This window comes from Luteimonas sp. A611, from assembly GCF_054072715.1.
This window is the reverse complement of sequence record NZ_JBSVRP010000001.1, coordinates 2,005,329-2,027,515: the sequence shown is the minus strand read 5'-3', so window position 1 is coordinate 2,027,515 and position 22,187 is coordinate 2,005,329. Positions and strand designations below refer to the sequence as shown.

General features: G+C 70.0%; 22 protein-coding genes and 1 tRNA gene. 19 read left to right on the top strand and 4 right to left on the bottom strand.

Annotated features, from left to right (window positions below):
- The first annotated feature begins 104 nt into the window (after positions 1-104).
- Positions 105-1,658 carry a transglycosylase SLT domain-containing protein gene (locus tag ACW5EG_RS09040; RefSeq protein ID WP_457020035.1) on the top strand — a complete coding sequence of 518 codons (1,554 nt, stop codon included), beginning with the start codon at positions 105-107 and terminating at the stop codon, positions 1,656-1,658.
- 152 nt (positions 1,659-1,810) lie between these two features.
- Here the strand turns inward: ACW5EG_RS09040 and ACW5EG_RS09035 are convergent, their stop codons facing one another.
- The 3 genes from ACW5EG_RS09035 to ACW5EG_RS09025 form a co-directional block, all read right to left on the bottom strand.
- Complete coding sequence (locus tag ACW5EG_RS09035) at positions 1,811-2,329, bottom strand: DUF6491 family protein (RefSeq protein WP_457020033.1); 519 nt, start codon at positions 2,327-2,329, stop codon at positions 1,811-1,813.
- A gap of 83 nt (positions 2,330-2,412) precedes the next feature.
- Positions 2,413-3,261 (bottom strand): archaetidylserine decarboxylase, encoded by an 849-nt coding sequence (gene asd / locus ACW5EG_RS09030; RefSeq protein WP_457020032.1) that lies wholly within the window; start codon positions 3,259-3,261, stop codon positions 2,413-2,415.
- Complete coding sequence (locus ACW5EG_RS09025) at positions 3,258-3,908, bottom strand: SCO family protein (protein ID WP_457020031.1); 651 nt, start codon at positions 3,906-3,908, stop codon at positions 3,258-3,260. Before ACW5EG_RS09025 ends, asd begins: the two co-directional genes overlap by 4 nt.
- A 73-nt stretch (positions 3,909-3,981) precedes the next feature.
- Between ACW5EG_RS09025 and prmB the strand changes: the two genes are divergently transcribed.
- The 7 genes from prmB (at position 3,982) to ACW5EG_RS08990 (ending at position 11,813) form a co-directional block, all read left to right on the top strand.
- On the top strand, positions 3,982-4,962 hold the full coding sequence (prmB, locus tag ACW5EG_RS09020; protein ID WP_457021289.1) for a 50S ribosomal protein L3 N(5)-glutamine methyltransferase: 981 nt from the start codon (positions 3,982-3,984) through the stop codon (positions 4,960-4,962).
- Positions 4,963-5,068: 106 nt separating this feature from the next.
- Positions 5,069-6,163, top strand: coding sequence for a chorismate synthase (gene aroC / locus ACW5EG_RS09015; protein ID WP_457020029.1), 1,095 nt, complete (start codon positions 5,069-5,071; stop codon positions 6,161-6,163).
- On the top strand, positions 6,156-7,160 hold the full coding sequence (locus ACW5EG_RS09010; protein WP_457020028.1) for a 2-hydroxyacid dehydrogenase: 1,005 nt from the start codon (positions 6,156-6,158) through the stop codon (positions 7,158-7,160). The genes aroC and ACW5EG_RS09010 overlap by 8 nt, the downstream gene beginning before the upstream one ends.
- Positions 7,161-7,285: 125 nt before the next feature.
- Positions 7,286-8,314, top strand: coding sequence for an aspartate-semialdehyde dehydrogenase (locus ACW5EG_RS09005; RefSeq protein WP_457020026.1), 1,029 nt, complete (start codon positions 7,286-7,288; stop codon positions 8,312-8,314).
- 149 nt (positions 8,315-8,463) lie between these two features.
- Positions 8,464-10,287 carry a type IV pilus assembly protein FimV gene (locus ACW5EG_RS09000; protein ID WP_457021288.1) on the top strand — a complete coding sequence of 608 codons (1,824 nt, stop codon included), beginning with the start codon at positions 8,464-8,466 and terminating at the stop codon, positions 10,285-10,287.
- 1 nt (position 10,288) lies between these two features.
- Complete coding sequence (truA, locus tag ACW5EG_RS08995) at positions 10,289-11,077, top strand: tRNA pseudouridine(38-40) synthase TruA (RefSeq protein ID WP_457020024.1); 789 nt, start codon at positions 10,289-10,291, stop codon at positions 11,075-11,077.
- A 79-nt stretch (positions 11,078-11,156) separates the two neighbouring features.
- Positions 11,157-11,813, top strand: a complete 657-nt coding sequence (locus ACW5EG_RS08990; RefSeq protein ID WP_457020022.1) for a phosphoribosylanthranilate isomerase — start codon at positions 11,157-11,159, stop codon at positions 11,811-11,813.
- A gap of 101 nt (positions 11,814-11,914) precedes the next feature.
- On the opposite strand, the gene ACW5EG_RS08985 is transcribed toward ACW5EG_RS08990, so the two are convergent.
- Positions 11,915-12,808 (bottom strand): LysR family transcriptional regulator, encoded by an 894-nt coding sequence (locus ACW5EG_RS08985; RefSeq protein WP_457020021.1) that lies wholly within the window; start codon positions 12,806-12,808, stop codon positions 11,915-11,917.
- A 95-nt stretch (positions 12,809-12,903) separates the two neighbouring features.
- Between ACW5EG_RS08985 and trpB the strand changes: the two genes are divergently transcribed.
- The 11 genes from trpB (at position 12,904) to ACW5EG_RS08930 (ending at position 22,184) form a co-directional block, all read left to right on the top strand.
- Positions 12,904-14,124 carry a tryptophan synthase subunit beta gene (gene trpB / locus ACW5EG_RS08980; RefSeq protein WP_457020019.1) on the top strand — a complete coding sequence of 407 codons (1,221 nt, stop codon included), beginning with the start codon at positions 12,904-12,906 and terminating at the stop codon, positions 14,122-14,124.
- A gap of 144 nt (positions 14,125-14,268) precedes the next feature.
- Entirely contained in the window at positions 14,269-15,069 is an 801-nt protein-coding gene (trpA, locus tag ACW5EG_RS08975) for a tryptophan synthase subunit alpha (RefSeq protein WP_457021287.1), read from the top strand.
- A gap of 168 nt (positions 15,070-15,237) precedes the next feature.
- Positions 15,238-16,119 (top strand): acetyl-CoA carboxylase, carboxyltransferase subunit beta, encoded by an 882-nt coding sequence (gene accD, locus ACW5EG_RS08970; protein ID WP_457021286.1) that lies wholly within the window; start codon positions 15,238-15,240, stop codon positions 16,117-16,119.
- Positions 16,116-17,474: a phosphoglucosamine mutase gene (glmM, locus tag ACW5EG_RS08965; RefSeq protein ID WP_457021285.1), complete on the top strand. Its 1,359-nt coding sequence runs from the start codon at positions 16,116-16,118 to the stop codon at positions 17,472-17,474. Before accD ends, glmM begins: the two co-directional genes overlap by 4 nt.
- 76 nt (positions 17,475-17,550) lie before the next feature.
- Entirely contained in the window at positions 17,551-18,489 is a 939-nt protein-coding gene (locus ACW5EG_RS08960; protein WP_457021284.1) for an isopenicillin N synthase family dioxygenase, read from the top strand.
- Between the two features lie 38 nt (positions 18,490-18,527).
- Positions 18,528-19,694 (top strand): glucuronyl esterase domain-containing protein, encoded by a 1,167-nt coding sequence (locus ACW5EG_RS08955; RefSeq protein WP_457021283.1) that lies wholly within the window; start codon positions 18,528-18,530, stop codon positions 19,692-19,694.
- A 71-nt stretch (positions 19,695-19,765) separates the two neighbouring features.
- Positions 19,766-20,518 (top strand): triose-phosphate isomerase, encoded by a 753-nt coding sequence (gene tpiA, locus ACW5EG_RS08950; protein ID WP_457020010.1) that lies wholly within the window; start codon positions 19,766-19,768, stop codon positions 20,516-20,518.
- Between the two features lie 33 nt (positions 20,519-20,551).
- Entirely contained in the window at positions 20,552-21,013 is a 462-nt protein-coding gene (gene secG / locus ACW5EG_RS08945; protein WP_457020009.1) for a preprotein translocase subunit SecG, read from the top strand.
- A gap of 50 nt (positions 21,014-21,063) precedes the next feature.
- A tRNA-Leu gene (locus tag ACW5EG_RS08940) sits at positions 21,064-21,148 on the top strand.
- 80 nt (positions 21,149-21,228) lie between these two features.
- Positions 21,229-21,585: an NADH-quinone oxidoreductase subunit A gene (locus ACW5EG_RS08935; protein ID WP_457020008.1), complete on the top strand. Its 357-nt coding sequence runs from the start codon at positions 21,229-21,231 to the stop codon at positions 21,583-21,585.
- A complete protein-coding gene (locus ACW5EG_RS08930; RefSeq protein WP_457020007.1) occupies positions 21,576-22,184 on the top strand; it encodes a NuoB/complex I 20 kDa subunit family protein in 609 nt (202 codons plus the stop codon). Before ACW5EG_RS08935 ends, ACW5EG_RS08930 begins: the two co-directional genes overlap by 10 nt.
- The last annotated feature ends 3 nt before the right edge of the window (positions 22,185-22,187 follow it).

Sequence of the window (22,187 nt, the reverse complement as noted above, 5' to 3'; positions counted from 1 at the left end):
AAGTAGCGCCGGCAGTGCGCGGTTGCGCGGAATCGGCCTGAGTTCCTTGTGGCACCCGGCGGCAGCGGCTACCCTGCCGGCCCCCTCCGCGGTCCCGGTGCTAGATGTCGTCCCTGCCCATGCCTGCACTGCGCGGCCTGCTGCTGGCCAGCGCGCTCGTGCTCGCCGTCGTTCCCTCCGCCGCGCAGGCGCAGTCCAGGCGCACCGTGGCTGCGATCGAAGCACTCAACCAGCGCATGGCCGCCGCCGAGACGCGCTGGCGCGACGCGCTGGTGAAGATCGGCAACAGCGATCCGACCGGGCTGGACGAAAGCAATGCCGCGCTCGAGGACATGGAGGACGTGATCGTCGATTGCGGCAAGCTCAAGGGCTGCGGCTCGGGCAACCTGCTGGCCAGCTACAAGCGGCTGCTCAAGGCGCAGGCCGATGCCGCCGCTGGCGTGGTCGGCGATGAAGCGGACGACAGCATCGCCGAGGAAGGCGACCTGCCGACCGGCGAAGTGCCCGACAGCGCCACCGCCGCCGCGCTGCTGGGCGCCGAGGACCGCCGTTTCCTCGAGCAGGTGCAGATGAACCCTGCCGTGCAGGCCGGCATCCGCCGCTGGCTGACCGACATGCGGGTGGCGCTGATCACCAGCCACGAGAACTTCCAGTACATGCAGCACCTGATGTCGCCGGCGTTCAAGCGTCGCGGCCTGCCCGAAGCGCTGCTGTTCGGCATCCTGGCCAAGGAATCCAATGGCCGCGTGCACTCGCGCTCGCGCGCCGGCGCCACCGGCCCGCTGCAGTTCATGCCGGCCACCGGCAGCCGCCTGGGCCTGGGGCTGGACGGGCGCGGCTTTGACACCCGCTACGATCCGCGCGCCTCGGCTGACGCGGCCGCGGTGTACCTGGGCGAGCGCTACGCTGAATTGGGCGGCGACAACATCGAGCTGTGGCTGGCCGCCTACAACGGCGGCGAGGGCAGGGCGCGTCGCGTGCATCGCGAGTTCGGCGGTCGCAGCTTCTGGGATCCGGACGTCTACAGCCAGTTCCCGCCCGAGACCCGCGACTACGTGCCGATGGTGATCGCGGCGGCCTGGCTTTACCTGCATCCGCGCGAGTACGGCCTGAACTTCCCGCGCGTGGACACCCGCCCGGCAACCTTCCAGCTCAAGCGTGCGGCCTCGATCTACGAGCTGACCATTTGCCTGGGCAACGGCAATACCCGCGACGGCTACATGCGCGTGCTGCGCAACCTCAATCCCCAGTACGAGGCCGAGGCGGTGATCCCGCAAGGCGCGCGCCTCAACGGCACCGTGCGCATGGCCGGCCTGTACGAGCGCTGGTGCACCAAGGGCGCGCGCGCCGAACTCGCCCGGCAGCTGGTCAACAGCGACCCGTCCACTGCGATCGTGCGCGTGGGCGATGTGGAAACGGTGACCTTGCCCGATGGCACGGTGTTGCAGCAGCAGGCCGCGCTGTCCGCACCTGCCGCCACGGTGGCCCCGGCGCCAGCAGCGCCGCGTACCCATCGCGTCGCTTCCGGCGAAACCCTGGTCGCCATCGCGCAACGCTACAGCTGCGATACCAAATCGCTGGCCGCCGCCAACGGCATCAAACCGCCGCGCTACTTGGTCCGGCAGGGCCAGCAGCTGAAGCTGGAAGGCTGCCGCTAGAAACCCGGACACATCCACGAACGAAACGATTGCGTTCGGAATGCCAAATCAGGGCTATCCGGGCATTCTTCCCAGGCGATCACGGGCGCAGCTCCAGCGCCGGGCAGGCCGGCGCGGACCAAGGGCAGGTGTCCGCCCGGGGTCCGGCAGGCTCAGTCGCCGCCGTCTTCCTGCTGCGCCTCGTCCTCGCGCTCGATCGAGGTGGCTTCGAGCAGTTCCTGCTGCGGCTGGCGCAACGCGACCAGGTCGAGTGGCCGGATGCTGCGGATGTGGCAGCGAATCCGGATGGACGACGTGCCCGGGCCCATCGGCCTGACGTAGTCGAATCGCGCCACGATCGACCCGGTGCGGCTGGAGATATGGATCGAGTGGGCGAAGGGCAGATCGCTGCAGGGGCCGGTCAGATCGAGCAGGAATGCCTGGCTGGGCCGCGTGTGCAGGACCAGCGCGCTGGATCCCACCGAACTCCAGCCGGAGAACCGGCCCGGGTGTCGGATGGAATTGACCGGCTCGCCGGCGTGTGCTTCGAGAACCGCCAGACGCTCGGCAGGGCTCATGCGGGGTCCGCTCGCGCAGGCGGCGAGGGCGACAATCAAGGCGAGAAAGGCGAGTAGGCGGCTCATGACGGCTCCTGTGGCGCGGGTTCGCGGTCGGTCGATTCCGACGGACATCGACCATGTGGGGAGACGAGCGAAGCCACTCTACACCCGTTGTGGTGTCAACGATCCGTGATGCGGATCGCAGTCGCGTCGCGTCAGGGCGCCGATCGTCTTGCAAGCGCCTGTCCCAGCCGCACCGCGGTTTCCGCCTTCAGCGAGGGATCCAGCTCGGCCACGCCCGCCGGCAACAGCACCACCACGGTCGAGCCGTAGTTGAAGCGCGCCATCTCCTCGAACCGCTCCAGCACGATCCCATCGCTGGTCCAGTTCTTCGCGGTGACGCTGTCGCCGTAGGCGGGGATCTCCTCGCCGCTCCACACCGTCTCCACGCCCGACACCAGCAGCGCACCGACCATCACCACGGCCATCGGGCCGAAGTCGGTGTCGAAGTGGCAGACCAGGCGCTCGTTGCGCGCGAACAGGCGCGGCACCGAGGCCACCGCATCCGGACCCACCGAGAACAGCCGCCCGGGCACGTGCACGGTCTCGCGCAGGCGCCCGGTCCAGGGCATGTGCACGCGGTGGTAGTCCTTGGGCGACAGGTACACCGTGGCGTACAGGCCGTCGGCGTAGGGCGCCGCCGCAGCCTCGTTGCCCAGCAGTTCGGCGGCAGTGAACGAGCGGCCCTTGGCCTGGAAGATGCGGCCCTGCTCGATGCGCCCGCACTGGCTGACACGGCCATCGGCCGGCATCAGCAGCGCCAGCGGATCGGGATCGGGCACGCGCACGCCGGGCTTGAGCGCGCGGGTGAAGAAGGCATTGAAGGTCGCGTAGGCACCTGGATCGGACTCCTGCGCCTCCGACAGGTCGACCCCGAAGCGCCGCGTCACCGTGTCGATCAGCCAGCCCCGCGTGCGCGGATTGTCCGAGTAGGCCAGTGCGCGCGCCAGCGAGGACAGCAGCCGGTGCGGCAGCAGCCAGGTCAGCGCGGTGACCAGGTTCACGGGCCGTCCGCCCCGGACAGCGCCAGCAGGTCGGCCGCGATCGCGGCCGGGTCGTCCACGGCGCTGCCGGTCACCACGCCGGCCATGCGGCCTTGCGGGTCGAGCAGGGCCATCGATGCGCTGTGGTCGATCGAGTACTGGTCGGCCGGCGCGCCGTCGGGCGCCGGCACCTTGGCGAACACCATCGACAGCGAGCGGGTGAAGGCCTCCAGCGACGGCACGTCGGCGGTCGCGGCCAGGGTGTCGCGATGGAAGGCGTGGGCGTATTCGCCAATGCGGTCGGGCGAGTCGCGCTCCGGGTCGACCGAGACGAACAGCACGCGCGGCCGGGTCGAGTCGGGCAGCGCTTCCCATTGCCGCTGCGCCTGCGCCAGCTGCGCGAGCGTCATCGGGCACACGTCCGGGCAGAAGGTGAAGCCGATGAACACCAGGGTCCAGTGGCCGTGCAGCTCGCCCGGCATCAGCTGGGTGCCGTCGGACTGCTGCAGCGCGAAGTCAGGCAGTTCGCGCGGCTGCGGGAACAGTTTCACCGCCTGCAGCGAGGGCTGCGGCGTGGCCGGATCGCTGAAGAACTTGCGCGAAGCGAGCAGCCCCAGTCCCGCAAACAGGGCGACCAGCAGCACGATGATGACGGTACGGTTGAACATCCGTAAATCCAGGCCGACAGCGGCCCATCATACCCGCCGCTCGCTATACTTGCCGACCGGCGGCGTGCCGGGGATGGACAGCGCCATGACCGACGAACTGCAGACGATCATCGACCTGATCCGCTACGGCGCCAGCCGCTTCAGCGCGGCCGGGCTGACCTTCGGGCACAGCTACGACAACGCCATCGACGAGGCCACCCAGCTCACCCTGCACGCCCTGCACCTGCCGCACGACCTGGGCCCGGCCTATGGCCAGGCGCGGGTGACGCTGGCCGAGAAGGAAGATGTGCTGGCGCTGTTCCTGCGCCGCATCGAGGAGCGGGTGCCGGCGGCCTACCTCACCGGCGAGGCCTGGTTCGCCGGGCTGAGCTTCAAGAGCGACGCGCGCGCCCTGGTGCCGCGCTCGCCGATCGCCGAGCTGATCCTGTCGGGCTTCGAACCCTGGCTGGGCGGGCGCGAAGTGCGCCGCGCGCTGGACCTGTGCACCGGTTCGGGCTGCATCGCCATCGCGATGGCGCACTACAACCCCGACTGGCACGTCGATGGCGCCGACATCAGCGACGACGCGCTGGCGCTGGCGCGCGAAAACGAATCGCGGCTGCTGTCGACCAATACGCGCATCGTGAAGTCGGACCTGTTCGCCGACCTGCAGGGCGAACACTACGACCTGATCGTCAGCAACCCGCCGTACGTGACCGACGACGAGACCGACGCGCTGCCGGAGGAGTACGCCCACGAGCCGGAGCTGGGCCTGCGCGCCGGCAACGACGGCCTGGACATCGTGCTGCGGATCCTGCGCGACGCACCGCTGCACCTCACCGAGGACGGCCTGCTGGTGTGCGAAGTCGGCGAATCCGAAGGCGCGCTGTCGGCGCTGCTGCCGGGGCTGCCGCTGATCTGGGTGGAGTTCAAGGTCGGACAGATGGGCGTGTTCGTGGTCGAGCGCCACGACCTGGTTTCGCACCATGCGCGGATCCGGGCGCTTGCCGATGCGCGCGGGGGTCGCGTGACATCGGCCGAGGTCGTGGATTCGGCCGGTGGTCGCCTGTTCTAGTTTCGTAGCCGGAGTGGCGCGATCTTTGGACTGCCATTCCAGATGGATGGATCAACCGCATGGATTCCCGCGTTCGCGGGAATGACGGAATCAGGAAGGCGTCAAGTTGAACACGTTTGGTCATCTTTTCCGCGTCACCACCTTCGGCGAATCGCATGGGCCGGCGATCGGCTGCGTGATCGACGGTTGCCCGCCCGGCGTCGCGATCGCGCCGGAGGATTTCTCGCACGACCTGGCGCGGCGCGCCACCGGCAAGACCCGCCACACTTCGGCGCGGCGCGAGGCCGACGAGGTCGAGATCCTCAGCGGCGTGTACGAAGGCGTCACCACCGGCACGCCGATCGCGCTGCTGGTGCGCAATACCGACCAGCGCAGCAAGGACTACGGCGCCATCGCGCGCCAGTTCCGTCCCGGCCACGCCGATTACGCGTACTGGCAGAAGTACGGCCTGCGCGATCCGCGCGGCGGCGGGCGTTCGTCGGCGCGCGAGACCACGATGCGCGTCGCCGCGGCGGTGGTCGCCAAGAAGTGGCTGTTCGCGCGCGGCGTCGGCGTGCGCGGCTACATGGCGCAGATCGGCGACGTGGTGCCGCGCGCGCACGACTGGAGCGTGGTCGAGGACAACCCGTTCTTCTGGCCCTGCGCCGGGCAGGTTGCGGAACTCGAGAGCTACATGGACGCGCTGCGCAAGTCGGGTGATTCGGTGGGCGCCAAGGTCGTCGCCGTGGCCGACGGCGTGCCGCCGGGCTGGGGCGAGCCGGTGTACGGCAAGCTCGATGGCGACATCGCCGCGGCGATGATGTCGATCAACGCGGTCAAGGGCGTGGAGATCGGCGAGGGCTTTGCCTCGGTGGCGCAGAAGGGTACGCAGCACCGCGACGTGATGACGCCTGGCGGCTTCCTGTCCAACCACGCCGGCGGCGTGCTCGGCGGCATCAGCACCGGGCAACAGGTGGTGGTCTCGGTCGCGTTCAAGCCGACCTCCAGCCTGCGCCTGCCGGTGGAAGGCGTGGACGTCGACGGCAACGTGGTCGACATCATCACCACCGGCCGCCACGATCCCTGCGTCGGCATTCGCGCCACGCCGATCTGCGAGGCGATGCTGGCGCTGGTGCTGATCGACCAGGCGCTGCGCCACCGTGCGCAGTGCGGCGATGTCGGCGAGGTGTCGCCGCGCATTCCCGCGGCGCCGGATGGCTGAAGTCCGGCCACGGGTGTGGGTGTCTCAGCCGCTGTTCGACGACATCGTCGGCAGGCTGGCGGAGCATTTCGACGTCGAGGCCACGCGCGAGGTCACCGCGTGGTCGCCGGCTGCGGTGGCCGACAGGCTGCGCGACGTCGACGGCGCGCTGGTGACCCTCAACGAACGCATCGGCGCAGCCGAGATCGCCGGCGCGGCGTCATTGCGCGCGGTCGCCAACGTCGGCGTCGGCTACGACAACCTCGACGTGGCCGCGCTGGCCGCGCGCGGCATCGTCGCCACCAACACGCCCGACGTGCTCACCGAAACCACCGCCGACATGGGGTTCGCCCTGCTGCTTGCCGCGGCGCGCCGCATCACCGAGGGCGAGCGCTGGCTGCGCGAGGGGCGCTGGACGCAGTGGTCGTTCGACACCCTGCTGGGCCATGACGTGCACGGCAGCACGCTGGGCATCCTCGGCATGGGCCGGATCGGGCAGGGCATCGCACGCCGCGGCGCGCACGGCTTCGGAATGCGCGTGATCTACCACAACCGCAGCCGGCTGCCGGTCGGTGTCGAAAGCAACTGTCGTGCGACGTATGTCGACTTGGATACACTGCTGCGCGATTCGGACCACCTGGTGCTGGTCCTGCCGTATTCCGCGCATACCCGCCACGTGATCGACGCCGCCGCCCTTGCGAAGATGAAGCCCACCGCGACGCTGATCAACATCGCGCGCGGCGGCCTGGTCGACGAAGACGCGCTGGCAGCGGCGCTTGCCGGCGGCCGTCTTGCCTCGGCGGCGCTCGACGTGTTCGAAGGCGAGCCTGCGGTCAACCCGAAGCTGCTGGCGCTGCGTAACGTGGTGCTGACTCCGCACGCGGGCAGCGCCAGCCGGGCCACCCGCCGCGCGATGGCCAGCCTGGCCGTCGACAACCTGACCGCCGCGCTGGGCCGTGGCCCGCAGGCCGGCAATCCGCCGACGCCGGTCACCGGGAAAGCGACCGCGAAACGATAGGGGAGCCAACGCCGGTCGTCCCGCGCGGGGGTTCCCCCGAATACCAGCGACGGCGCGCATCCGCGCGCGCCGATGCACCTGTCCAGAATTCCCTGCGCCCCACACCCTTTCCGGATTCCTGTCCCATGAGCACCTCGCCCAACCGTCGTTTCAACGTTGCCGTCGTCGGCGCCACCGGCGCCGTCGGAGAAGTGATGCTGTCGATCCTGGCAGAGCGCGATTTCCCGATCGGCAAGCTGGTCGTGCTCGCCTCCGAGCGCTCGGCCGGCAGCACCGTCGAGTACCGCGGCGAGGATCACGTCGTCCAGGACCTGGCGACCTTCGACCCCGCCGGCATCGACATCGCGCTGTTCTCCGCCGGTGGCGACACCTCGAAGGAGTACGCGTCGAAGTTCGCCGCCGCCGGTGCCGTGGTGATCGACAACTCCTCGGCCTTCCGCTACGACGACGACGTGCCGCTGGTGGTGAGCGAGGTCAACCCCGAGCAGGTGCGCAACCGGCCGCGCGGCATCATCGCCAACCCCAACTGTTCGACCATGCAGTTGCTGGTCGCGCTGGCGCCGCTGCACCGCAAGTACGGCATCGAGCGCATCAACGTGGCCACCTACCAGTCGGTGTCCGGCGCTGGCCGCAGCGCGATGGAGGAACTCGGCAAGCAGACCGCACAGCTGCTGGCCTTCCAGGAGATCGACCCGCAGAAGTTCCCTGTGCAGATCGCCTTCAACCTGATCCCGCACATCGATGCGTTCATGGACAACGGCTACACCAAGGAAGAAATGAAGCTGGTCTGGGAGACGCGCAAGATCCTCGGCGACGAGTCGATCCTGGTGAACCCGACCGCGGTGCGGGTGCCGGTGTTCTACGGGCACTCCGAGGCGGTGGCGATCGAAACCCGCGAAAAGGTCACGCCCGAGGCCGCGCGCGAGCTGCTGGCCGCTTCGCCGGGCATCGAGGTGGTCGACGACCGCAAGCCGGGCGGCTATCCGACGCCGGTCAGCCATGCCTCGGGCAAGGATGCGGTCTACGTCGGCAGGATCCGCGAGGACCTGTCGCACCCGCGCGGCCTCAACCTGTGGATCGTCTCGGACAACATCCGCAAGGGCGCCGCACTCAACGCCGTGCAGCTGGCCGAGCTGGTGGCTGCGGAGGGCTGAGACGGGGCGTCCAAGCGGGTCGCGTCGCGCAGATGTCGCTTGGCGCGGCACCAGGTTCGCGTCGCGCCGCTTGACGATCGCTACGTCAATCAATACGTTGCGAGCGTCATTTCGACTGATTCTGATCCGGAATCCATGGGGACCTTCTCTTGAAGACGCTGGCGTGCCGCCTCGTCCTGCTGCTGGCGCTGCTGCTGCACATGCCGGCAGCGCTGGCGCTGGGCCTGGGCCAGATCGAGGTGAAGTCGCAGGCCGGCGAGCCGCTGCTGGCCGAGATCCCGATCATCTCCACCGATCCGTCGGAGCTGGACAACCTGCAGGCGCGCCTGGCTTCGCCCGAGACGTTCCGGCGCATCGGGCTGGAGCCGCCGACCGGCCTGGTCTCGGGCCTGCGCTTCACGATCGCGCTCGATCCGCGCGGGCGTCCGGTGATCCGCATTACCAGCGACGTGCCGGTGCAGCAGCCGCTGCTGACCTTCCTGATCGAAGTGGACTGGGGGCAGGGGCGCCTGGTGCGCGAATACTCGGCCCTGGTCGACACGCCGCAGACGGTGGCCGCGCCGGCGCAGCCGCCGATCCAGGCGCCGCAAGCCGCGCCGTCGAACGTGATTGCGCGCGTCCCGCAGGCCGGGCAGGCCGCCGACGATGCGCAGCCCGAGGACGTGCCGGCAGCCGGGACCGAACCGGAGCAGCCCGTCGCCGAAGAGTCGACGGGGCCTGCTCCTGCGCCCGCACCTGCGCCTGCGCCCGAGCCTCCGGCGCCCGCCGCGGCCGTGGCGTCGGACGAATACGGACCCGTGCAGCAGGGCCAGACGCTGGGCCGGATCGCCGCCGAGCTCTCGGCAGGCAGCGGCCAGAGCCTCAACCAGGTGATGCTGACCCTGCTGCGCGCCAATCCCGAGGCGTTCATCGGCGGCAACCTCAACCTGATCCGGCAGGGCGCGGTGCTGCGTGTGCCGCCGCAGGAAGACTGGTCGCAGGCCAGCGTGGCCGAGGCCAATGCCCTGGTCCGCGAGCACGTTGCGCGCTGGCGCGAGATGCGGCGGCCCGTGGTGCAGCCGGATGCTGGCGCAGAAGCGGCGCAGGCCGCGGCACCTGCCGCTGCCGCGGATCCGGCATCGGCCGCACAGCCGTCCGCGCGGGTGGCCGATGCGCGGCTGGAGATCGTGCCGGCCGGCAGCGGCGGACAAGAGCAGGCAGGTACACGGACCGGCACGGCCGCCGGAGGCGAGGGCGACATGCTGCAGCAACAGGATCTGACCCAGACGCGTGAAACCCTGGCCGCGCGCGACGCCGAGGTGCAGGAGCTGCAGACGCGCCTGGCCGAGCTGGAACAACTCCAGCAACAGCAGCAGCAGCTGATCCAGATGAAGGACAGCGAGCTGGCCGCCGCGCAGGAGCGCCTTGCCCAGAGCAATGCGCAGGCCAGCCAGCCCCAGCCCGATGCGCAGGCCGCCGCCACTGCGGGCCTGCCGTGGCTGTGGATCGGACTCGGCCTGCTGGTTGCAGGCCTGCTGGCCTGGTGGCTGCGCTCGCGGCGCAAGCCGGTTGAACCTGCACGCAAGCCAGCTTATGGCTTCGCGTCGGCGCCGACCCAGCGCACGGCCGCCCAGCCGACGTCCGCCCAGCAGGCAGTCGCCCCGGAACCGCAGGCAGTCGTGCCCGTGGCGGATGTCGTGCCGGCGCCCGCGCCTGCTGTCGAAAAGCCGATTTCCATGCAGGCCGCGGTGTCCTGGCGCGACGCGCCCGCCGCGGCCACGGGTGGCTCGCCGACCTGGCACGCCGGCGGCGATGCCGCGTCGGTCGCGCCGCTCAACCAGGCCCCGGCGGGACAGGAACGCATCGAGCTGGCGCGCGCCTATATCGACCTGGGCGACGTCGAGACCGCCCGCAGCCTGCTGCAGGAAGTGGCGGCTTCGGGCGACGCGGACGCGCGCGGCGAGGCCGAGCGGCTGCTGCGCGATCTGGCCTGAAGTGCCGCGTTACGCGATCGGCGTCGAGTACGACGGCGCTGGCTTCAGCGGCTGGCAGCGGCTGACCAAGGCTGGCGCGCACGACGGGGCCACGGTGCAGGGCGTGCTCGAGGCGGCGCTCAGCGCGGTGGCCGACGCCAATGTCGTCACCGTCTGCGCCGGGCGCACCGACGCCGGTGTGCACGCACAGTGCCAGGTGGCCCATTTCGACAGCGAAGCCGCGCGCGACCTGCGCGCCTGGACCCTCGGCGCGACCACGCGCCTGCCGCCCTCGGTCAGCGTGACTTGGTGCCGGCCGGTCGCCGACGACTTCAACGCGCGCTTCTCGGCGGTGGCACGGCGCTATCGCTACCGCATCCTCAACCGACGGGTGCGACCGGCCCTGGCGCGGCAGTGGCTGTCCTGGCACTGGCGCCCGCTGGATGCGGCGACGATGCACCGCGCCGCGCAGGCGCTGCTGGGCGAGCATGATTTCGGGGCGTTCCGCTCCAGCGAATGCGAGGCCAACCACGGCCGGCGCGAGCTGCAGCACATCGAGGTCCGGCGCGAGGGCGATCTCGTCGTCGTCGACGTGCAGGCCAACGCCTTCCTGCACCACATGGTCCGCAACATCGTCGGCTCGCTGCTCGAGGTCGGCGCTGGTGCGCAGGACGAGGCCTGGATCGGCGGCCTGCTGGCCGGCCGCGACCGCAGGCTTGCGGGTCCGACCGCCCCGGCCGATGGCCTGGTGTTCGTCGGTCCGCTGTATCCGGCTGCGCATGGACTGCCAAACGAGGTCACGCTGGCCTGAAGCCGGCGCGGACGCGGGCGCGTTGTCCGCCTTCGCCTGAACCGCGCACAATGCCGCATCGCCCCCTGGAATCCCGATTGTGTCCATGCCCCCGTTTCGCACCCGCATCAAGTTCTGCGGCATGACCCGCGCCGGCGATGTGCGCCTTGCCGGCGAACTCGGGGTCGATGCGGTCGGCTTCGTCTTCGCGGCGCGCAGCCGGCGCCGGGTGGATGCGGGGCAGGCGGCGGCGATGCGCGAGGCGCTGGCGCCGATGGTGGATGCGGTGGCGCTGTTCATGGACAACCCGGTCGAGGAGGTGCGCGAGGTGATCTCGCGTGTCCGCCCTTCGCTGCTGCAATTCCACGGCGACGAGGACGAGGCCTTCTGCCGCAGCTTCGGGTTGCGCTACCTCAAGGCCGTGGCGATGGGCGGCGACGCCCGGCTGGACGCGCTGGAGCTGCACGCGCGCTGGCCCAGCGCAGCAGGCTTCCTGTTCGACGGACACGCGCCGGGCGAGGGCGGTGGCGGCGGACGCGCATTCGAATGGTCGCGCGTGCCCAAAGGCGTTACCAAACCCTACTTCGTCGCGGGCGGGCTGACGCCCGACAACGTGCACGATGCGGTCATGGCCACCCGGCCCTGGGGCGTGGACGTGGCCAGCGGCGTGGAAGCACGCGACGGCCTCCCCGGTGCCAAGGACGGTGCGCGCATGCGCCGCTTCGTCGAGGAAGTGCGCCGCGCCGATTGCGGCTGAAGGCTGAGGCTGGCGCGGCGCACATCCGCGCCTGCGGGAGTGGATTGTCCGAAAGCTGGATTTCTCCGCTGCGCCCTAGCCCGGATCGCGAGGCGACGCGCTCAATCCGCTGCCGCAAGCTGCGCGCGCAGCCATGCCGCCAGCCGCTCGAGCTGGGGATCCGCATCCGCGCGGGTACACAGGCACCAGTGCGCGCCTGTTTCGATGAAGCCCCAGGGCGCCACCAGGCGGCCGCTGGCGAGCTCGCCCGCCACCAGCGGCTGCGGCGCGATCGCCACGCCCAAACCGGCGACCGCCGCTTCCAGCAGGTAGTACAGGTGCTCGAAGCCGGTTCCCTGGCGCAACGCGGCCGGATCCAGCCCGTGGTGGCGCGCCCACTGTGGCCAGGCCTGTGGGCGCGACGCCGTATGCAGCAGGTCTTCCTCCAGCAGCGCCGCGGCCGGCCGGCCGGCCAGTCGCGCTGCCGATGGATGCCGCGGGTCGACCACCGGCCCGATGCGTTCGGGTGCCAGCACGTGCACGCGCCATTGCGCCGGCCAGGGTGGCTCCGCGATCAGCACAGCGGCGTCCAGGCCGGGCAGGGCGGGTGCGAACGCGCCTTCGTGGGGCGACAGATGCAGCTGCAGGCCGGGCAGATCGCTACGCAACTGCTCCAGGCGCGGGATCATCCAGCGCGCCAGCAGGCTGCCCGGGCAGCCGATGACACGGGTGCCCGGCTCGCTGCCGCGCCGCAGCCCGCGCACCGTCGCCTGGATCTGGGCAAACGCGGTGCCGGTGGCTTCGCCCAGGCGCCGTCCTGCATCGGTCAGGCGCAGGCCGCGCCCTTCGCGCGTGAACAGCGCCACGCCCAGCTCGTCCTCCAGCAGGCGCACCTGGCGGCTGACCGCGCCGTGGGTCACGTGAAGTTCGGCAGCGGCGCGTCCCAGACCGCCAAGTCGCGCGGCAGCCTCGAAGGCGCGCAGCGCATTGAGCGCCGGGAGATCGTGACCGGACATGTGAGTTTTACTGATGAGTTGCCCAGATCTTATCGGTTTTTGCGCGCAGACATGTGCGCTAGAGTGCGATGCATCCGCAGCACCGGCACATACTGATGAGCGCCAATCCCTCCCCGCAGGACTTCCACGCCTACCCCGATGCCACAGGCCACTTCGGCCGCCACGGCGGGCGCTTTGTCGCCGAAACCCTGATGGGGCCGCTGGAGGAACTTGCGGCGGCCTACGACGCCGCGCGCGTCGACCCTGCGTTCGTGGCCGCCTTCGACAAGGACCTCAAGCACTACGTCGGCCGGCCCAGCCCGATCTACCACGCCGAGCGGCTGAGCCGCGACGTGGGCGGCGCGCAGATCCTGCTCAAGCGCGAGGACCTCAACCACACCGGCGCGCACAAGGTGAACAACACCATCGGCCAGGCGCTGCTGGCCGCGCGCATGGGCAAGACGCGGATCATCGCCGAGACCGGCGCCGGCCAGCACGGCGTGGCCAGCGCCACGGTCGCCACGCGGCTGGGCCTGGAGTGCGTGGTTTACATGGGCGCGACCGACATCGAGCGCCAGAAGATCAACGTCTACCGCATGAAGCTGCTGGGCGCGACCGTGGTGCCGGTGACCAGCGGCTCGGCCACGCTCAAGGACGCGCTCAACGAAGCGATGCGCGACTGGGTCACCAACGTGCGCGAAACCTTCTACATCATCGGCACCGTGGCCGGGCCCGACCCGTATCCGCGCATGGTGCGCGACTTCAATGCCGTGGTCGGGCGCGAGGCGCGCGCGCAGATGCTTGAAGACTACGGGCGCCTGCCGGATGTGATCACCGCCTGCGTGGGCGGCGGCAGCAACGCGATCGGCCTGTTCCATGCCTTCCTCAACGACCCGGGCGTGCGCATCGTCGGCGCCGAGGCGGCGGGCGAGGGCATCGATACGGGCCGCCATGCGTCCTCTCTGTCGGCCGGGCGCGTGGGCGTGCTGCACGGCAACCGCACCTACGTGATCTGCGACGACGACGGCCAGATCACCGAGACGCATTCGATCTCCGCCGGCCTGGACTATCCCGGCGTCGGCCCCGAGCACGCCTTCCTCAAGGACACCGGCCGCGCCCAATACGTCGGCGTGACCGACGAGGAAGCGCTGGCCGCCTTCCACAAGCTCACCCGCAGCGAAGGCATCCTGCCGGCGCTCGAATCCAGCCACGCCGTCGCCCAGGCAATCAAGCTCGCGCGTGAACTGCCCAAGGACGCGCTGGTGCTGTGCAACCTCTCCGGCCGCGGTGACAAGGATGTGCACACCATTGCCGCGCGCGAAGGGGTGGAGGTTTGATTCGGCCACGGATGACGCGGATGAACGCGGATCGACAGCAGACAGGACCATCGCAATGAAACAGCCGCACTTTGGCTTCGAACTGCCGGATCCGCGTTCATCCGCGCGAATCCGTGGCCGCACCACCCTCCCTGGACGCCAGGCATGAGCAGACTCGAGCAGCGTTTCCAGGCTTTGCGCGCCACCGGCCGCAAGGCGCTGATCCCCTTCATCACCGCCGGCGATCCGTCGCTGGAGGCCACCGTTCCGGTCATGCATGCGCTGGTTGCCGCCGGCGCGGACGTGCTGGAGCTGGGCGTGCCGTTTTCCGACCCGATGGCCGACGGGCCGACCATCCAGCGCAGCTCCGAGCGCGCGCTGGCACGCGGTGCGGGGATGGGTTGGGTGCTGGGCGCGGTGCGCGAGTTCCGCGAGCGCGACATGGACACGCCCGTGGTGCTGATGGGCTACCTCAACCCGGTCGAGATCCGCGGCGCGGAGCAGTTCGCCCGTGACGCGGCCGAGGCGGGGGTGGACGGTGTGCTGCTGGTCGACCTGCCGCCGGAGGAATCGCCGGAGTTCCGCGAGCCCTTCGCCGCGCACGGGGTGGCGCTGGTGCTGCTGGCGTCGCCGACCACACCCGATGCGCGCCTGTCGTTGCTGCTGGACAACGCCCAAGGCTATCTCTACTACGTCAGCTTCGCCGGGGTGACCGGCGCATCCGAACGCCTCGACCCGAAGGCGGCCGCGACCCACCTGCGCCAGATCCGGGCGCACAGCCCGGTGCCGGTGGTGGCCGGGTTCGGCATCCGCGACGCCGCCAGCGCCGCGGCCATGGCGGTGGACGCGGACGGGGTGGTGGTCGGCAGCGCGCTGGTCTCGGCGATGGCCGATGCGGCAGACCCGGCCGATGCGGCTGCGCGTGCCGCGGAATTCCTGGTCCCGCTGCGGGCCGCGCTGGGCTGATCGCGCTCCCCCGGCGCCGGCCGCCGGTTCCGGACGCGGGAAGGGCGAGAGCCGCCGTGGCCTGCTGGCCGGACCGGGAACGGCCCCGGACCGTCCATGGCGACACCGGCCCGTGCGCTAAACTGCGCGCCTTCGCGGCCGCCGCCGCCAACGGATCCGACGCCAAGCATGTCCTGGTTGAAGAAACTGATGCCGCCGCACATCCGCACCGAGTCTGGCGCGGCCCGCAAGCGCAGCGTGCCCGAGGGGCTGTGGGAGAAGTGCGACCGCTGCGGCGCCGTGCTCTACGGGCCCGAGCTCGAGGAGAACCTCGAGGTCTGCCCCAAGTGCAGCTTCCATCGGCCGATCCGCGCCCGCGCACGGCTGCGCACCTTCCTCGACACCGGCGAGCTGCGCGAGATCGCGGGCCATCTGGGCCCGACCGACGTGCTCCGCTTCCGGGACCAGAAGCGCTACGCCGACCGCATCAAGGCCGCGCAGAAGGCGACCGGTGAACGCGACGCGCTGGTGGTCATGGAGGGCCGGCTCAAGCAGATGCCGATGGTGGCCGCCGCGTTCGATTTCGCCTTCATGGGCGGGTCGATGGGGTCGGTGGTCGGTGAGCGCTTCGCCCGCGGCGTGGAGCGTGCGCTCGAAACCGGTTCGGGCTTCGTGTGTTTTTCCGCCAGCGGCGGCGCGCGCATGCAGGAAAGCCTGTTTTCGCTGCTGCAGATGGCCAAGACCTCGGCGGCGCTCGGGCGCCTGCGCCAGGCCGGGCTGCCCTATATCTCGGTGATGACCCACCCCACCACCGGCGGCGTTTCCGCCTCGTTCGCGATGCTGGGCGACGTCAACATCGCCGAACCCGACGCGCTGATCGGCTTCGCGGGCCCGCGCGTGATCGAGCAGACGGTGCGTGAAACCCTGCCCGAAGGCTTCCAGCGCCCCGAGTTCCTGCGCGAGCACGGCGCGATCGACCAGATCTGCGATCGCCGCGAGCTGCGCGACCGCATCGCCACCCTGGTGGCCATGATGACGCGCCAGCCCGCGCCGCGGGACGTGGCCGCATGAGCCGTCGCTACTTCGGCACCGACGGCATCCGCGGCCATGTCGGCGAAGGGGCGATCTCGGCCGATTTCGTGCTGCGCCTGGGCAACGCCTACGGCCACACCCTGCGCGAGGCGGCTGAAGCGCGCGGCGACCTGCGCAAGCCGCTGGTGGTGATCGGCAAGGACACGCGCATCTCCAACTACATGTTCGAGGCGGCACTGGAAGCCGGGCTGGTCGCGGCCGGCGTGCACGTGCAGCTGATGGGTCCGATGCCCACGCCGGCGGTCGCGCACATGACCCGCTCGATGCGCGCCGATGGCGGCATCGTCATTTCCGCCTCGCACAACCCGCATTACGACAACGGCATCAAGTTCTTTTCGGCCGAAGGCGAGAAGCTCGACGACGCCACCGAGCTGTCGATCGAGGCCGCGCTGGACCGCCCGTTCACCACCGTGGCCTCCGAGCGGCTGGGCAAGGCCTTGCGCACCCGCGACGCGGTGGGGCGCTACGTCGAGGCCTGCAAGAGCTCCGTACCACGTCGGTTCAACCTGACCGGCATGCACGTGGTGGTCGATTGCGCCCATGGCGCGACCTACCAGATCGCCCCGCTCGTGCTGCGCGAGCTCGACGCGCGGGTCGACACCATCGGGGTCGAGCCCAACGGCACCAACATCAACGACGGCGTCGGCTCGATGCACCCCGAAGGGCTGGCCGAGCGCGTGCGTGCCACCGGCGCCGACCTCGGCATCGCCTTCGACGGCGACGGCGACCGGCTGCTGTTCGTCGACAGCGATGGCGCGGTCCACGATGGTGACAACCTGCTTTACCTGCTGGCCACGGACTGGCAGGCCAGCGGCCGCCTGCGCGGTCCCGTGGTCGGCACGCTGATGACCAACTACGGGCTGGAGCAGGCGCTGCAACGCGAAGGGATCGGCTTCCTGCGCAGCAAGGTCGGCGACCGCTACGTGCACCAGGCCCTGCTCGCGCACGGCGGCATCCTCGGCGGCGAGGCTTCCGGCCACCTGCTGTGCCTGGACCGCGCCACCACGGGCGATGGCATCATCAGTGCGCTGCAGGTGCTGGAAGTGCTCAAGCGCCGCGGGCTCACCCTGCAGCAGGCGCTGGCCGGCGTGCTCAAGCTTCCGCAGAAGACGGTCAACGTGCGCTGCGGCAACGGCGGCAAGCCGGCCGAGGCCGACAGCGTGCAGGCCGCGCTGGCTCGCGCGCAGGCGGCAGTGCAGGGGCGCGGCCGCGCGTTCCTGCGCCCGTCCGGCACCGAGCCGGTGGTGCGCGTGACCGTGGAGGCCGACGACCAGGCGCTGATGCAGTCCACCCTCGATGCACTCGCCGAGGCGGTCCGCGCCGCCGCGGCGTGAATTTTTGACCGGGATCAGTGCCATCGGCCCGCAGGCGTGGCCCAATCGCCGGATCGCAGAACACCCGGAGCCCATGATGACCCCGCGCATCCCGACCCTCGACATCCGCCGCTACGACGGCGACCGCGACGCCTTCGTCGCAGAGCTCGGCAACGCATACCGCGAATGGGGGTTCGCGGGCATCAGCCACCACGGCATTCCGCAGGCCTTGATCGACGAGGCCTACGCGGCGTTTCGCCGCTTCTATGCGCTGCCCGAGGAGGTCAAGAAGAAGTACCACGTGCAGGGCCAGGGCGGCGCGCGCGGCTACACGCCCTTCGGCATCGAGACCGCCAAGGGCTCGAAGCACTTCGACCTCAAGGAGTTCTGGCACATCGGCCGCGAGCTGCCGGAGGATTCGAAGTACCGCGACGTGATGCCGCCCAACGTGTGGCCCGACGAGGTGCCGGAGTTCCGCGAACACGGCCTGGCTCTGTACAACGCGCTCGATGCGCTCGGCTCGCGCGTGCTCTCGGCGCTGGCGCTGCACATCGGCCTGGCGGAGGACTTCTTCGCCGACAAGACCAACTTCGGCAACTCGATCCTGCGCCCGATCCACTACCCGCCGATCACCGCCGACGACATCCCCAACGTGCGCGCCGGTGCGCATGGCGACATCAACTTCATCACCCTCCTCGTGGGCGCATCGACCGCCGGCCTCGAGGTGCAGTCGAAGAAGGGCGAGTGGGTACCCTTCACCTCCGAGGGCGACACCATCGTGGTGAACATCGGCGACATGCTCGAGCGGCTCACCAACCATGTCTATCCCTCGACCATCCACCGCGTGGTCAATCCCCCCGGCGAGGCGGCGCGACAGCCGCGCTATTCGGTGCCGTTTTTCCTGCACCCCAATCCGGATTTCCTGATCGACGTACTGCCCTCGTGCATCACGTCCGACAGCCCCAGCCGCTATCCCGAGCCGATCACCGCGCACGGCTTCCTCGAACAGCGCCTGCGCGAGATCAATCTGAAGTAGCGGCGGCCCGCACATATCTGCACGACGTGGAGCCCGCGATGCCGACGATCCCCGTACGTCCTGCCGTGTTCGCACTGGCGTTGTCCGCAGCGTTCGCGGCACCAGCCGCAGTCCCGCCCGATTGCGCCACGCCGCTCGCGCCGCGCGAGGCGGCCACCGGCCTGCCCGGGCTGCTGCTCCAGCCAGATGGAACCAGGATCACGCGCGCGGACTGGCCCTGCCGGCGCCAGACGCTGCGCGCGACCGCCGAGGCCCATGTCTACGGCCCACGGGGACCTGATCCGGAGCGCGTGTCGGCCCGGATCGAAGGCGATCGCATCCATGTCGAGGTCAGTCACGATGGCCGCGAAGCCGGCTTCGGCGCCACACTGCGCCTGCCGGAAGGGCCCGGGCCGCATCCGGTCCTGATCGTGATCGGTGGGGTTGCCGGCGTCGACGACGCGCTGCTGGCCGCTGAGGGCATCGCCCGCATCGATTTCGTGCCCACCCCGGTCGGCGCTGAAACCGGGCAATCGCGGGACCGGCGTGGCGCGTTCTTCGAACTCTACGGAGAGCCGGTGCAGGCTACCGGCAGCCTGATGGCCTGGGCCTGGGGCGTGAGCCGGCTGATCGATGCGATTGAACAGGCGGGGCAGGGCCTGCTGCGGCCCGACGCGGTCGCGGTCGCCGGCTGCTCGCGCTATGGCAAGGGTGCGCTCGCCGCAGGTGCCTTCGACGAGCGCATCGCCCTGACGATTCCGATCGAATCTGGTTCCGGCGGCGTGCCGCTCTGGCGCGGCGTGGTCGGTGGCGGGGCGCAGCCGCCGCATAGCGCGTTTGGCGAACAGCCCTGGCTCGCGGATGCATTCGCTGCCTTTGCCAATGACGTGGAGCGGCTGCCGATCGATCAGCACGCGGTCCTGGCGCTCGTGGCACCGCGGGGGCTGCTGGTGCTGGACAACCCGCACGTGGACTGGCTGGGCGCATCCGCCGGCCATGCGGCCGTGCAGGCCGTGGCCGGCGTCTACGCCATGCTCGGCGTGGAGGGCAACCTCGGCTACCACGGCGACGTGGTCGAACCACGCCACTGCGCCTGGCGCGTCGAATGGGACGTGCCTGCGCGCGATGCGATCCGCCGCCACCTGCACGGGGCGGAGGCCGACGACCTGCCGGTGGTTGCCGCGGGCGCGGACGCCACTGCCCAGGTGTCGCGCGGCGAGCGGTGAGCGATGGGGCCCGGCGGCGCGGCGCGGGCATCGGCTATCCTGTGCGCCCGTCATGCAGCAGGGGTCACGCGATGCGCCGCAGGATCGTAGCCGGAAACTGGAAGCTGTATGGCACCCGCGAATTCGCGGCCAACCTGCTCGGTGAACTCGTGGCGGACCTGCCGGTGCCGGGCGTGGACGTGGTGGTGCTGCCGCCGCTGCCCTATCTGGGCGACCTGATCGAGGACTTCGAGCAACACCCGGTCGCTTTCGGCGCGCAGGACGTCAGCCACAACGAAGAGGGCGCCTACACCGGCGAAGTCTCGGCGCGGATGCTGCTTGATGTCGGTGCGCGCTACGGACTGGTGGGCCACTCCGAGCGCCGTCGCCACCATATGGAGAACAGCGACCTGGTGGCGAAGAAGTTCCTGGCCGCGTCCAACGCCGGACTCGTGCCGATCCTGTGCCTGGGCGAGACGCTCGAGGACCGCGAGGCCGGGCGCACCGCCGCTGTCATTGCCTCGCAGCTGGAGCCGGTGCTGGAGCGGGCCGGCGTGGCGCGCTTCACCGGTGCCGTGGTCGCCTACGAGCCGGTCTGGGCGATCGGCACCGGGCAGACCGCCAGCCCCGCCCAGGCCCAGGAAGTCCACGCCCTGATCCGTGGCCACGTCGCTGCATGGGATGCTAGAATTGCTGATTCGCTGCCGATCCTGTACGGCGGCAGCGTGAAGCCGGCCAATGCCGCGGAGCTGTTCGCCCAGGCGGACATCGACGGCGGACTCATTGGCGGCGCCTCGCTGGTGGCGGCGGACTTCCTCGCCATCGTGCGCGCCGCGGCCCGCTGACCGCAGCTCCCAAGACATTCCGAGTACGCCGCAATGCTGCTGTTGATCCTCAATATCCTGTTCGTCCTGATCGCGATCGCGATGATCGCGCTGATCCTCATGCAACGCGGCGCCGGCGCGTCGGCCGGTTCGGGTTTCGGCGGTGGTGCTTCGGCCACCGTGTTCGGCGCCCGCGGCTCGGCCAGCTTCCTGACCAAGGCCACCAAGTGGCTGGGCATCAGCTTCTTTGCCATCACGCTGTTCATGGCGTGGTATGCGACGCGGCAGGCCACCACCCCGCAAACCGGCGCGGACCTGGGCATCATGTCGCAAGTGCCCGCTGCCCCGGCATCGCCGGGCGCCGTGCCGGTTGCGCCGCAGTCCTCGCCGTCGGTTCCGGTTGTGCCCCGGCAGTCGACGCAGGAGCCGGCCATCGGTGCCGTGCCGGTCGCCCCGGAGCAGCAGCAGCAAGACGCGCCGGACCCCGTGCCGCCGGCTGCTCAAACCGGGCAATAAAGCTTACAATTGCCGCGTTGCCGAAAGCGGTTCCAGGCGGCGACAGATTTGCCCAGGTGGCGGAATTGGTAGACGCACTACCTTGAGGTGGTAGCGGCTTAGGTCGTGGGGGTTCGAGTCCCCCCTTGGGCACCATATTTACCGATGTCGCGCGCGCATCAAGGCGCGCCGAGCGACGGCCGCCATATGGCGGCAAGTAGCCGAGAGAACAACGAGTGCTGGCCGAATACCTGCCGACCCTGCTGTTCCTGATCGTTGCCACGGGGGTCGGCGTTGCATTGCTGATCATCGGCAACCTGTTGGGTCCGAAAGCTCCGTCGGCCGAGAAGCTCTCGCCCTACGAGTGCGGCTTCAACGCGTTCGAGGATTCGCGCATCCAGTTCGACGTGCGCTACTACCTCATCGCGATCCAGTTCATCATTTTCGACCTGGAAATCATCTTCATCGTGCCTTGGGCGACGGTGTTCCGCGAGCTCGGCCCGCTGGGCCTGATCGAGATGGGCATCTTCGTGGGCATGCTGCTGCTCGGATTCATCTACGTGTGGAAGAAGGGAGCGCTCGAATGGGAGTGATCCAGGCGATACGCGGCCTGGCTGATTCGGCCAGCAACCCGCTGCCGGATGGTCGCGTCGACGACATCCTGCGCCCGGAAACCCTGCTCGGCGGCTCGGCGGACAACAACCCGCTGCTCGAGCGCGGCTTCCTCACCACCAGCTCGGATGTGCTGCTCAACTGGGCGCGCACCGGCTCGATGTGGCCGATGACCTTCGGCCTTGCCTGCTGCGCGGTCGAGATGATGCATGCAGGCGCCGCGCGCCTGGACCTGGACCGCTACGGCGTGGTGTTCCGCCCCTCGCCGCGCCAGTCCGACGTGATGATCGTGGCTGGCACCCTGGTCAACAAGATGGCCCCGGCGCTGCGCAAGGTCTACGACCAGATGCCCAACCCCAAGTGGGTGATCTCGATGGGCAGCTGCGCCAACGGTGGTGGCTATTACCACTACTCCTACGCGGTGGTGCGCGGCTGCGACCGCGTGGTGCCGGTCGATATCTATGTGCCCGGTTGCCCGCCGACGGCCGAAGCGCTGATCTACGGCATCCTGCAGTTGCAGAAGAAGATCCGCCGCGCCACCAACTTCGGCGACGAGAAGACGGGGATGCGTCATGGCTGATCG